11 protein-coding genes and 1 pseudogene are annotated in these 11,982 nt (G+C 62.4%); 8 read left to right on the top strand and 4 right to left on the bottom strand.

All coding sequences use genetic code 11. From position 1 onward, the window contains the following. The first annotated feature begins 55 nt into the window (after positions 1 to 55). The 3 genes from N0D28_RS11330 to N0D28_RS11320 all read left to right on the top strand — a co-directional run bounded on the left by N0D28_RS11330 (position 56) and on the right by N0D28_RS11320 (position 1,767). Positions 56 to 580 carry a hypothetical protein gene (locus N0D28_RS11330; protein ID WP_260559625.1) on the top strand — a complete coding sequence of 175 codons (525 nt, stop codon included), beginning with the start codon at positions 56 to 58 and terminating at the stop codon, positions 578 to 580. Positions 581 to 745: 165 nt separating this feature from the next. Continuing rightward, positions 746 to 1,579 carry an alpha/beta fold hydrolase gene (locus N0D28_RS11325; RefSeq protein WP_260559624.1) on the top strand — a complete coding sequence of 278 codons (834 nt, stop codon included), beginning with the start codon at positions 746 to 748 and terminating at the stop codon, positions 1,577 to 1,579. 11 nt (positions 1,580 to 1,590) lie between these two features. Continuing rightward, positions 1,591 to 1,767, top strand: coding sequence for a DUF4287 domain-containing protein (locus tag N0D28_RS11320; protein WP_260559623.1), 177 nt, complete (start codon positions 1,591 to 1,593; stop codon positions 1,765 to 1,767). Between the two features lie 26 nt (positions 1,768 to 1,793). Here N0D28_RS11320 and N0D28_RS11315 read toward each other — a convergent pair whose 3' ends face one another. Next, positions 1,794 to 2,096 carry a hypothetical protein gene (locus N0D28_RS11315; RefSeq protein ID WP_260559622.1) on the bottom strand — a complete coding sequence of 101 codons (303 nt, stop codon included), beginning with the start codon at positions 2,094 to 2,096 and terminating at the stop codon, positions 1,794 to 1,796. A 344-nt stretch (positions 2,097 to 2,440) separates the two neighbouring features. Between N0D28_RS11315 and acnA the strand changes: the two genes are divergently transcribed. The 4 genes and pseudogenes from acnA to N0D28_RS11295 all read left to right on the top strand — a co-directional run bounded on the left by acnA (position 2,441) and on the right by N0D28_RS11295 (position 7,912). Further along, positions 2,441 to 5,152, top strand: a complete 2,712-nt coding sequence (gene acnA / locus N0D28_RS11310; RefSeq protein WP_260559621.1) for an aconitate hydratase AcnA — start codon at positions 2,441 to 2,443, stop codon at positions 5,150 to 5,152. 116 nt (positions 5,153 to 5,268) lie between these two features. Next, positions 5,269 to 5,580 (top strand): DUF262 domain-containing protein, encoded by a 312-nt coding sequence (locus tag N0D28_RS11305; RefSeq protein ID WP_260559620.1) that lies wholly within the window; start codon positions 5,269 to 5,271, stop codon positions 5,578 to 5,580. Between the two features lie 62 nt (positions 5,581 to 5,642). After that, positions 5,643 to 6,728 (top strand): annotated as a pseudogene (locus N0D28_RS11300) (IS4 family transposase). A 251-nt stretch (positions 6,729 to 6,979) separates the two neighbouring features. Beyond that, complete coding sequence (locus N0D28_RS11295) at positions 6,980 to 7,912, top strand: transposase (RefSeq protein ID WP_260559619.1); 933 nt, start codon at positions 6,980 to 6,982, stop codon at positions 7,910 to 7,912. Between the two features lie 11 nt (positions 7,913 to 7,923). Here N0D28_RS11295 and N0D28_RS11290 read toward each other — a convergent pair whose 3' ends face one another. Continuing rightward, positions 7,924 to 8,397 carry a Uma2 family endonuclease gene (locus N0D28_RS11290; RefSeq protein ID WP_260559618.1) on the bottom strand — a complete coding sequence of 158 codons (474 nt, stop codon included), beginning with the start codon at positions 8,395 to 8,397 and terminating at the stop codon, positions 7,924 to 7,926. Positions 8,398 to 8,540: 143 nt separating this feature from the next. On the opposite strand from N0D28_RS11290, the gene N0D28_RS11285 reads away from it, so the two are divergent. Next, the gene (locus tag N0D28_RS11285; RefSeq protein ID WP_260559617.1) at positions 8,541 to 9,233 is read left to right on the top strand and encodes a DUF998 domain-containing protein; all 693 of its coding nucleotides are present in this window, start codon (positions 8,541 to 8,543) and stop codon (positions 9,231 to 9,233) included. A gap of 51 nt (positions 9,234 to 9,284) precedes the next feature. Here the strand turns inward: N0D28_RS11285 and N0D28_RS11280 are convergent, their stop codons facing one another. Further along, positions 9,285 to 10,955 carry a chloride channel protein gene (locus N0D28_RS11280; RefSeq protein WP_260559616.1) on the bottom strand — a complete coding sequence of 557 codons (1,671 nt, stop codon included), beginning with the start codon at positions 10,953 to 10,955 and terminating at the stop codon, positions 9,285 to 9,287. A gap of 145 nt (positions 10,956 to 11,100) precedes the next feature. Continuing rightward, positions 11,101 to 11,961, bottom strand: coding sequence for a lysine biosynthesis protein LysX (gene lysX / locus N0D28_RS11275; protein ID WP_260559615.1), 861 nt, complete (start codon positions 11,959 to 11,961; stop codon positions 11,101 to 11,103). Between the last annotated feature and the right edge of the window lie 21 nt (positions 11,962 to 11,982).

Genomic DNA, 11,982 nt, shown 5'->3' with positions numbered 1-11,982 from the left:
TGCTTTCCCTGCTTCCTTTCCCGGTGTTGACGTCCTCTGGCTTTACCATGAGGCCATGACTGCGCCGCGCCCCGTATCGCTGCTGCGCCCGACCGAGCCGCTCGCCAGCAAGCCCGCCGGGTATCTGGGGCTGGCGACCTACAGCAGTCTCTCGCGCTACTGGACTTATCTGAACGGCGCGGCCAGAAGCGGGCGCGAGATCAGCGTGGTGCGCGGCGAAAGCCAGGCCATCTGTCGCCGCCGCATCGCTGGCCACACGCTGGAAGGCGCGGGGCTGCTGCTCGATCAGGCGAAAGTGCTCATTGCCCTGGAAGACGGCCTCTCGCCGCATCCGGCCCTGCTCGCTCTGCTGGGTGGTGACGGCACCCCACTGCGCGAAACGCTCAACGCCGCTTACCTTCTGCGCCTGAATTTCGTGCTGGCCTTCACCCGGCAGCGCGACCTGATCGTGCGCCCGGAATTCAAGTTCATGCCGAAGGTGGGCGAGGCGGCCCCGCTGCCCCTGGACGTGACGCTGCCCGCGCGCCGAATGGGCCGTGACGAGGTGAGATTTCTGCTGGAGCGGGCCTGCGGGCTGTAGTGCCATACAAGCCAGGCAAAAGTTCAGCGCGTTGCAATTGGCACGCTATTCTGCTAAAGTCGTAATTAGCAATCCATATTCGTATCCAGATTGAAAGCCGTCCGCCGAGATTCGTCGGGCGTTGGCCCTTTCGTTTCTCAAGTTCTCACCGTAAGGAGCAGCCCCATGACCGACGTGATGACCGCCCCCACCCTCAGCCCGGCCAGCAGCGGCTACGCACCCGTCAACGGACTCCAGCTCTACTACGAGATTCACGGTGAGGCGCAGGGCGACACACCGCCGCTGATCCTCCTGCACGGCGGCTTCGGCACGACGGGGATGTTTGCCGGGGTGCTGCCCAGGCTGGCCCAGAATCGGCAGGTCATCGCCGTGGATTTGCAGGCACACGGACGCACCGCCGACATTGACCGCCCACTGAGCTTCGAAGCGCTGGCGGGCGACCTGGCCGCGCTGGCCGGGTATCTGAAGCTCGTGCAGGTGGACGTGATGGGCTACTCATTTGGTGGCGGCGCGGCGCTGCAAACGGCCATCTGTCACCCCGAAGTCGTGCGCAGGCTGGTGGTCGTGTCGTTCCCGGTCAACAGCGACGCCTGGTATCCCGAGGTGCGGGCAGGCATGGCCCAGATGGGACCGCAGGCTGCCGAGGGCATGAAGTCGTCTCCGATGTACGCCGCCTACGCCCAGGTCGCGCCCAGGGTTGAGGACTGGCCGGTGCTGGTGACCAAACTGGGCCAGATGATGGGCCTGGACTACGACTGGACCGCCCAGGCAGCGGCTCTCGAGATGCCGGTCTGCATCGTGGTGGGCGACGCCGATCTGTTCGGCCCCCAGCACGCCGCCGAATGGTTCGGCTTACTTGGCGGCGGCCAGAAAGATCCCGGCTGGGACGGGGCCGCGCTGCCCGCTACGCGCCTCGCCGTCCTGCCGGGCACGACCCATTACGACATCTTCGTGTCGCCGCTGCTGGCCGTTGTGGTCACGCCATTTCTGGACGCCTGAAGAAGGCACAGATGCCTAAAGCCTCCGAAGGAATTCGGCAGGGCTATGACACCAACATCAAAGCCAAAACGGGTGTCGGCATCGCCGATTGGCTGAAAGCGGAACACGGGTTGGGTCATGCGTGCGCCACACTGCTGACTCACGATGGGCTGCACCGCGAGGCCGAACACAGCATCCTGATTGCCTGACTCTGACCTACTTGTCCTGGGTGTTGTCAGTCCTGGCCGAGTTTCGGCGTGCCCGCCTGACCCTCGGGATCGGTGGTGGTCCCGCTGGGCGTCATACCGTCCTTGAGGCTGCCGTAGGTGACCGACTTTTCGGGAATGCTGCCCACTCCGGGAGCAGGTGCCGCTGTCTGCGGCGTGTCATGAGACTCGACCTGCGTTCCCTTATCCGAAGTGTCGTCCCAGTACTCATCGGATTTCTCTTCGGGAACGGTCTGGGGCGCAAAGTTCTCTTCCATCTGCGCTTCGACCTGACGGCCTTCGGCGTTGGCGTTCGGCTTTCCTTCTCCCATAGCTTTTATCCTCCTGTGACTGTTTGCATTCCTGGTTGTGGTTCTGCTGCTCAGCCTAACCCAGCCCTTCTCAGCGCACACTTCAGCGGCTTGAGTGTTGCTTCACGTCAGTCGCAGAACAGCGCTCCTTATCTGTCCCTTTGCTGGGAACATTTTTCAAGTCAAGGCCCACTGAGTGCAGAAGGGCCAGAGGCTTGAGTGTTACTTTGTCGGTAAACGGGTCTGGGTGCCCTGGGCCTCCCTTCCCATGCCCAGGCCGTATATCATGGCTCCATACGATTGTCCGTCGAGTACCGCTGAGTCGGGCAACTTCCGGCAGATGGCTGGAAGCAGGGGAGGCAGCAATGGCACAGAATTTATTCGGCGCACGCGACGTTTTGAGTGAGAACGCCAGCGGCAAGGTCTACTACTACCGACTCGACAAGCTCAAGGAGCGCGGCTTCAATGTCGACAAGCTGCCTTTCTCGGTCAAAGTGCTGCTCGAAAGCGTGCTGCGAGAAGCCAACGACTATGACGTGCGTCAAGAAGACGTGCTGAACGTCGCGGGTTGGAAGCCGGTCAACGAAGAAATTGAAATTCCCTTCAAGCCTGCCCGCGTGATTTTGCAGGACTTTACCGGCGTGCCTGCGGTGGTCGATTTGGCCGCCATGCGGACCGCGATGGTGGCCCTGGGCGGCGATCCCAAGAAGATCAACCCGCTGATTCCGGTGGACTTGGTGATTGACCACTCGGTGCAGGTCGACGAGTACGGCACCGATCTGGCCCTGCTGCACAACATGGCGCTGGAATTCGAGCGCAACAACGAGCGTTACGAGTTTCTGCGCTGGGGCCAGCAGGCCTTCGACAATTTTGGCGTGGTGCCGCCCGCTTCGGGCATTGTTCACCAGGTCAACCTTGAGTACCTCGCCAAGGGCGTGCACAGCCGCCCCGAAGACGACGGCATCGTGGTCTATCCGGATTCGCTGGTCGGCACCGATTCGCACACCACCATGATCAACGGCCTGGGCATCGTGGGCTGGGGGGTCGGCGGCATCGAGGCCGAAGCAGTGATGCTGGGCCAGCCGATTTATATGCTGATGCCGGAAGTGGTCGGCTTCAAGGTGACCGGCAAGCCCGCCGAGGGCGTCACTGCCACCGACACCGCCTTGACCGTCACCGAGATGCTGCGCAAGGCGGGCGTGGTCGGCAAGTTCGTGGAGTTCTACGGCGCGGGCCTGAGCAACATGACCCTGCCGGACCGCGCCACCATCGCCAACATGGCTCCCGAGTACGGCGCGACGATGGGCTTTTTCCCGGTGGACGACGAAGCGCTGCGCTACCTGCGCCGCACCGGACGCCTGCCCGACGAAGTCGAACTTGTCGAGAAGTACTGCAAGGCCCAGGGTCTGTTTCGCACCGACGAAACGCCCGACCCGGTGTTTACCAGCACCATCGAACTTGACCTCGGCACGGTGGTTCCGAGCCTCTCCGGCCCCAAGCGCCCGCAAGACCGGGTGGCCCTGACTGACATGCAGCCGGTCTTTGGCGAGGCGCTCCTGGCTCCCATCAAGCAGCGCGGCTTCGAGCTCCCCGCCGACACCCTGGGCGCGAAAGGCACCATCACCGGCACGGGTTATCAGATCGGGCACGGCTCGGTGGTGCTGGCGGCGATTACCAGTTGCACCAACACGTCCAACCCCAGTGTGCTGATCGCGGCGGGTCTGGTTGCCAAGAAGGCTGTGGAACTGGGCCTGGACAGCAAGCCCTGGGTCAAGACGTCGCTGGCCCCCGGGTCGCGCGTCGTGACCGAGTACCTGGAAGCGGCGGGCCTGCAAACCTACCTCGACCAGATCGGCTTCAACACCGTAGGTTACGGTTGCACCACCTGCATCGGCAACTCCGGCCCGCTGCCGGAAGCCACCGTGGACGCCATCAAGGAAGGCAATCTGGTGGCGGCCTCAGTGCTGTCGGGCAACCGCAACTTCGAGGGCCGCATCAACCCCGATATCCGTGCCAACTACCTCGCCTCGCCGCCGCTGGTGGTGGCCTATGCGCTGGCCGGAACGGTGGATATCGACCTCGCCAAAGGTGTGATCGGCACCAGCAAGGACGGCTATCCGGTCTACCTCAAGGACCTCTGGCCCAGCAACGCCGAGATTCAGGAAGTCATGGACGCGGCCATCAACGCCGAGATGTTCAAGAAGATTTATGACGGCATCGAACAGAGCAACGCCCAGTGGAACGCCATTCCGGTGTCGGGCGGCGACCTCTACAACTGGAACGAGGACAGCACCTACATCCAGAACCCGCCGTTCTTCGAGAATCTGGCCGACGGCGTGAAGGAAGTCAGCGATATTGCCAGCGCCCGCGTGCTGGTGAAGGTGTCGGACTCCGTGACCACCGACCACATCAGCCCCGCCGGGAGCTTCGGCGCGTCGTCGCCCGCTGGCAGGTACCTGATCGAGAACGGCGTGCCGCAGAAGGATTTCAACTCCTACGGCTCACGGCGCGGCAACGACCGCATCATGACGCGCGGTACCTTTGCCAACATCCGCCTCAAGAACCAGCTCGCGCCTGGCACGGAAGGCGGATTCACTACCAACTTCCTGAACGGCGAAGTGACCAGCATTTACGACGCCTCGGTGGCCTACAAGGCGGCGGGCGTGCCACTGGTGGTGCTGGCGGGCAAGGACTACGGCATGGGCAGCAGCCGCGACTGGGCCGCCAAGGGCACCTTCCTGCTGGGCGTCAAGGCCGTGATTGCCGAGAGCTTTGAGCGCATTCACCGCAGCAACCTCGTCGGCATGGGCGTGCTACCCCTGATGTACAAGAACGGCCAGACCGCCGACTCGCTGGGCATCACGGGTGAGGAGAGCTTCCACTTCCACCTGCCCGCGACCCTCAAGCCCCGCGAGGACGTGACCGTGACCGTCACCGATTTGAAGGGCCAGAGCCGTGACATTGTGGTGCAGTGCCGGATCGATACGCCCGTTGAAGTGGACTACTACAAAAACGGCGGCATCCTGCAAACCGTGCTGCGGAGCATCTTGAAGAAAGGCGAGACCGCGCAAGCGTAAGCGCTGAGGAGTGAGAAGGAGAAAGCCCCTGCCGAAGTGGTGGGGGCTTTCTATGTATGATAAATTTTTTTTGAAAAAAGTTGGAGAAAGCAAGATGCTATTTTCAGGAGAAAAATATGAAAAAAGATATTTTTGTGTCAGATGAGATCAGTATAGTTGATTTAATTGATGACAAAGCTCCTATCATCAGATGGGAAGAAAAGCAGAAAGAAATTATTACAAGTGTCGTCGATTATAATCTAGATACGCTTGATACATTGATAAGAAAGCAAACGATAGATCTGAAACCCAAATATCAGAGGCGATTTAGATGGGATGATCTAAGAAAATCTAAATTGGTAGAGTCTCTCTTGATGAATGTTCCTATTCCTCCTATATTTCTAAACGAAGATTCATACGGAAAATATAGCGTTATTCTCAGCAGCTGACACTTCGGTGAAAATGGCGTCTAGGACGCAAAACAGCAGCATGCAGGGCGGTATCTCGGTCTGTGACAATCCGAACGACCGCCCTGCTTCATGCTGACACGCTCACTGCTTATCTCAAACTCAAGCTCCCCCACCGTCGAATCGACGCGCTCCGCAGAGTGTCCGAAGTGCTGTTCGGCATCATTCAGGCCGAGTCCACCGTTCACCGAAAGATCGCCCTGAACATCCCACGTGCCGGTTCACCAGAATCCAAAACCCGAACTGTGGCACGGGTATTTCATGACGCTCAGCTCACTCCACAGGACGTCTTGGACGTCCTGCTCCCCTGACTCCCCGCAGGGAAACTCACGTTCGTGATGGACCGGACCAATTGGCATTACGGAAAGACGCCGCTCAACATCCTGGTCCTCGGTGTCGCGCTGGGTGGAGTCGTGCTCCCTCTGATGTGGAAGGTGCTCCCTCATCAGGGCAATAGCCATACCGGCGCACGGATCCTCCTGGTCTCAAAATTGCTCCAAGTGCTTCCTGCGAAGCGGTGGGCGGTGCTTATCGCCGATCGCGAGTTCATCGGAGAGGATTGGTGCAGTTTCTTGCGCTGGAAGAAACTGCGGATGTGCCTACGGATCAAGGAGAATACCCGCATCGACGACGAGTGAGCCCGCGATCAGTTCGCAGGACTGAAACCGGGTGAGGTGCGCTCCCTGTATGAGCGGACCTGGGTGTACGGCGGGTGGATGAACGTGGTCGCCACCCTCTCTCCTACGGGAGAGAGGGTGATTGTCATCTCGGATTTACCCGTCTGGAACGTACTTCAGACCTACCGGAAGCGTTGGGGGATCGAGTGTTCATTCTCCGCGATGAAGACGCGAGGTCTGAATCTGGAAGCGACCCATATGACCGCACCGGACCGGATTTCCAGGCTGTTCGGACTGCTGTGCATCGTCCTGGCCTGGACCTTACGGATTGGAGAAGATGAGCAGGCCGCTGACCCGCCGAAAAGAGATAACCGGGGACGACTCCCTAAAAGTCAAGTCAGGATCGGCCTGAGGGTGCTGAGCGACGCAATTCGTTGGGGGATGGATGCGTTCTGGACACATCTTTTACTGCTCAAAACGCCTTTCCTCCCTCCCAGTGCAGGAAAATCTTGAAGTGTCAGCTGCTGAGGGAAGGACGTCCAGCACGGCTTCCTGCCTCAAAATGAGGGTGTGTCAAAGGAAAATGACCGTGCTGGACAGCTTTATTCTGCCATGCTCACTGTCGGTTCCCGCAAGCAGCATCGGGACAACCTGCAAGTCGTCCTGAGCTGTTTTCTAGAGGCGTTAGGCCTCTCTCGTTTTCATGCGTCCACCGCCAAGTCGCCGGGGCCATCAGCCGGTTTCTCAACCACCAGCCCTGGAGCTTGCGAACCCTCCTGCGGGTGATGCGTCAGCACGCTTTGAGGACGTTTCAGGCGTACCTGGGTGGACGCCGGGGGCGTCCACCGCTCATCGAGATCATCGTGGATACCACCTCCGTCGCTAAAGAAGGCGTGTTTGCCGAACTGGACGGTTGGATTCACACCCTGAACGGCGTGCGTGGCCTCCACGTCGTGATGCTGTACGTCTGCTGTGGTGATCTCCGCTTGCCCTGGGGCCTGAAGATCTGGCGTGGTAAAGCCACGCCCTCCCCTTCAGATTTGGCTTTGCGACTGGTTCGACAACTCCCCCCGGAAGTGCGGTCACGGGCGAGACAGGTGCATCTGCTCGCGGACGCCGGGTTTTGCAGCGCCGCTTTCATGTCCGGCGTCCGGGCGTCGGGACTGGCGTTCACCGTGGGTGTCCGGGCGGATCGGCCGACCATGGACGGTCAGCCTCTGAAGGACATCACCGGGCAACAGCGCCGGGTCGAATTGAAGGGTCTCCCCGGCGTGCCTCTGTGGCTGTACTGGGTCTGGCTTCCCGCCAAGCAGGGTGAGCGGCAGGAACAGCGCTTTCTCGTGTCTTCCCGCTCAAGGACACCCAGAACAGCGAAACAAACCGGACGGCGGAGATGGAAAATCGAGGCCCTGTTCAAAACGCTGAAAAGTTGCTTTGCCTTTGGGAAGTTCGGTCAGAAAACCAAGCAGGGGGTCTTGCGATACCTGTGCCTGAGTTTGGCTTGCTTCTTGCTCTGCCACTTCGAGCACCTGGATCAAACCGGATCAGGCCAAGCGGGTTCCGCTTGGCCTGACTGGGGCGCGCTTGCTCGCCAGGTCCGCCAGAAGTTCGTCGGCTGGGTGCAGCTTTTCGAGCTGGAGAGGGCACAGCAACAAATTTTGGCCGTCTGGGACGAGAAGCAGCGCTGCGCCGCGTAAACTGAAAGATGTCAGTAAACCCAGCCTTCGGGCGTGCGGCGGTGAATGACGGAGACGCGGCTGCGGGCGTCCACCAGCAAGTAAGCCTGCAACGAATCGAGACTGAGGTAATGCTCAGCTTTGTAAGACTCGTCTATCTTGTGTGTTCCTTTGCTCAGTACCTCTACAATGAGGCAAGGCTGAGTCATATATAACGCATCTGGATTCAGCGGGGCGCGGTTGACTGCAATATCGGGATAATAATATTTTATACCCCTGCTCGTCTTAATTCTTACTTTCATATAACTCGGATAGACAAAGCAGCCTTTGGCTCGTGCCGATAGGTAGAGAGCGAAATGAATGTTGCTACAAATCAGATTATGGGCGTTCGTCGCTCCTGCCTGTGCATATACGAAACCGTCCACACACTCCCGCTTGACCGAACTGATCTCCTCAATGCGGAGGTAGTCTTCCTCGCTCAGCGTGCGGAAGGCTGGGTCAGGCATGGCTCCATGATAGGCCACCCGGTGCCTCAAGCCCGCCTTCAGTCCTGGCCTGCACACCAGGGCGGCGCGCACGTCGGCTTGACTTCCCGCAGGGCGGCTCGCAGACTGGTGGCAAGCATCAGGGCAGGGCAGGAGGACCGGTAATGACTGCGTCTCAAATGATGGATAGGCGTTTCCTTTCGCTCAGCCGCGTGCTGGCCTGGGCCGCCCTCAGCGCCCAGATCGTGTTTGTGCTGAGCTGGCTGCTGGCTGTGCTCTGGCAGGGGCCGCGATATAGCGTGCTGGCCCATTCCATCAGCGACATGTACGCCGTGACCGCGCCGCACGGGGCCGTACTGGTGGTGGTGCTGACCCTCTGCGGCGCGGCGGTGGTGCTGTTCGCAGCCTTCTCGCTGTGGCCTGCCCTCAAATCGGCGGGCTGGAGCGCGGCGCTCGGCTGCACCCTGCTGGTCCTCTCGATCTTCGGCCTGGGCGATCTGCTCAGCCCCTTCGAGCGCCTGGCCTGCCGCCTGGCCGATGCCGGATGCGGCGACGCCGCGCAGGTTGCCAATCTGGGCGGCACACTCGATTCGGCCCTCAGTACCGTTGGCGCAATGCTGTTTGTTGCCGCTGGCTTTTTTCTCGCCCCGGCCATGAAGAAGCTGCCGCAGTGGCGACAGTGGGCCAACGCTGTGCAGGGACTGACCATCGCCTTTCTGGTGTTTTTCGTGGCGACGGGGCTGCTCAATGCTTCGGGCTGGGGCGGCCTGTTTGAACGCCTGCTGGCGTTGGCGGGTGCGGTGGCCATTGCGCTGCTGGCTTACGGCGTGCTGCGGCAGCCGCACAGTGCGCTCTGAGCTTACTGTCGCAGACTGGTGAGCCCAACCTGGATTAGCAGACCGGACCACTCATCCCAGGTTCAGCAGTTCGCGCAGCTTGCCGAAGGCGGCGTCGGTGGCGACGATGTCCAGCACGTCGTTTTCTTCGAGCTTGAGGTCGGGGGTGGCACTCAGAATCGCCTCCCCGCGCTCCAGGCCGACGACCTGCGCTCCGGCGGGCAGACTCAGCACGTTGATTCTGGCTCCCAGCCATGAAGGCGGCGCAGCGACCCGGTAGAGCGCTTCCTCGCTGCTCTCCGGCGGCGCGGCGCTGAGGATGGTGGTGGTGGGCGTGATGAGCTGCATCTCGGCGGTGCGGCGGTCCTTGAGCTGTCCGTCCACGTAGCCGAACTGCCCACTGAGGGCGTGGGCCAGGCCCGAGGAGATGAGCGCGGCGGGCAAGAGGGCGTCACCACCCCAGGTCGCGGCCAGCAGGGTGGCGGCCAGCGGGATGTTGAGCGTCACCGTGAGGTACGCGCTCGCGCCCACCAGTGCGCACACCGCCGGGTCGAGCAGGGTGGGAAGAGTGGTGTTCAGCCCCACTCCGATCAGTGCTCCAGTGGCGATAGACGGCAGTACCCCGCCCCCGAAGCCCAGCCGCACGCCGAGCGCCAGCAGCACCCATTTCCAGCCGCCATAGCCCAGCGCTTCATTGCCCAGAAAGCCCGACAGCGAGAGTTGTGCCCAGCCTGCCCCGCCGCCCAGCACTGCCGGAGTCAGGTACAGCGCGGCGGCGGCCACCGCCAGCCCGAACAGCCCGGCCCAGACCAGGCGCGCCCCGCCGCTCAGCCACGCCGAGGGCCACAGGCGCGAGAGCCACACCCCCACCCAGGCCACCAGCGTCGTCGCCAGCGCGATCAGGCCGTAGAGTGGCAGTTGCAAAGCGCTGGGAGCCTGCAAGCTGGGCACGTCGAACAGCGGGGCCGCGCCGAAGGTCAGGCCGTAGACTGCGTAGGCGCTGACCGCCGCCAGCACGCAGGGCATCAGCACCTCGAACTCGAACTCGAAGCGCCTGTAGAGCACTTCGGCCATCAGCACGGCGGCGGCCAGTGGCGCGTGCAGCACCAGCCCCAGTGCGGCGGCCACGCTCGCCAGGGTCAGGGTTCGGTCCTCGGCCACGCTGAGGCGGCCAAAGCGGGCCAGCAGCCGGGCCGAGAAGCCGCCCAGCGCTGTGAAGCTGGCGTCGCGGCCCACCGGCAGGCCCACCCCGTAGCCGAGCAGATTGGCCCCCAGCAGCCGCAGCTGGGTACTCAGCCGGGTGCCGCCCCGGCGGTGGTAGGCGCTCACCGCTTCCGAGAGCGGGTCCGAGGGACTGTGGCGGGTCAGCCAGGCGGCCAGCACCGCCACCAGTGGCAGGGCCAGCAGACCGTAGGGCGCGGCGTCTCCGAAGGCCATCAGCAGGCCGCCCTCGCCGGGAGTACCGGGCGGGCTGTAGCCGACCATTCGCGCGCCCCAGTCGAGCACCAGCCCCAGCACCAGCCGCAGCAGCGTGCCCAGCACCCCCACCAGTCCGCCCGCCACCAGGCTGTAGAGCACCAGTCGCCCGGTCTCGATGCGGCTGCGAACGGTGCGGGTCAGCGGCGCAGCCAGTGGGCGGCCCCAGGCGCGGCCCAGGGACTGCCGGACGGGCCGCGCTGCTGCGGAATCGGGAGGAGACTTGGCAGGTCGGCTCGGCAGGCGAAGCGGGGAACGCGGGGACACGCCGCGCAGTCTAGCGCCTGGCTGTTTGGCGGTTGAGCAGGGAGCGCCCGCGTGGGCCGGGCCGCAGAAGGAGCGGGAATGAAAACGCCCGCACAGGTGGCGGGCAGAATCTGAAACTCAGAATTTGATCTACTGTGCCAACTGTCTACTGCCCCAACTGCCGGATGGCGTACTCGCCCATCAAGCGGGGAATGTTGACCCCGGTGGTGCTGACCGAGTTCTTGAATTCCATGGTGTGGTTGATCTCGATGACCAGCAGGCCCCGCGCTGGGTCTTCCACCAGATCAATCGCCACGATCTCGCCCTCGACCGCCTTGGCCGCCCGCAGGGCCAACTCGGTGATTTCCGGGGTCAGCTCGCACTTGCTGGCCTTCGCGCCGCGCGCCGTGTTGGTGATCCAGTGTTCACTGGTGCGGTAGATCGCTCCGATGCACTCGCCGCCCACCACGAAGGCGCGGATATCGCGCTCGGGCTTCTGAATGAGTTCCTGAACATAAAAGATCTGGTGTTGTGGGCCTCCCAGCACGTCCTTATGCTCGATCACGGCTTCGGCGGCGTCGCGGTCATTGAGCTTGCTGACCATCCGCCCCCAGCTGCCCACCGTGGGCTTCATGACCACCGGGTAGCCGATGCGCTCGATCAGTGCCAGGGCGCTCTCGGGCGTGAAGGCCACACCGGTTTTCGGCGTCGGCAACCCGGCCCGGCTCATGGCGGCGTTGGTCGCCAGCTTGTCGCCGCACAACTCGATCACGTGGCTGGGGTTGATGACCCGCACGCCCAAACCTTCGAGCGCCCGCGTCACGGCGTGGCCGCGCGACTGCGAGACGCAGCGTTCCAGCGCCACCTTCCACGGCACCTGATCGCCCGCGTTCTTGCCGTCGGGGAAGGTCACGCTCAGTTGCGGCGTGAACACCTTGTCGTAGGGCACGCCGAGGCCGTCGAGCGCTTCGAAGAGCATCTTCTCGTCGGGGCGCACGCGGTCATAAAGAACAGCAAGTTCGGCCATAGCTGTGCTGAGAAAACGAGG

The sequence above is a fragment of the Deinococcus rubellus genome (genome assembly GCF_025244745.1).
Lineage (GTDB): Bacteria > Deinococcota > Deinococci > Deinococcales > Deinococcaceae > Deinococcus > Deinococcus rubellus.
This window is presented reverse-complemented; position numbering and strand designations above follow the sequence as displayed.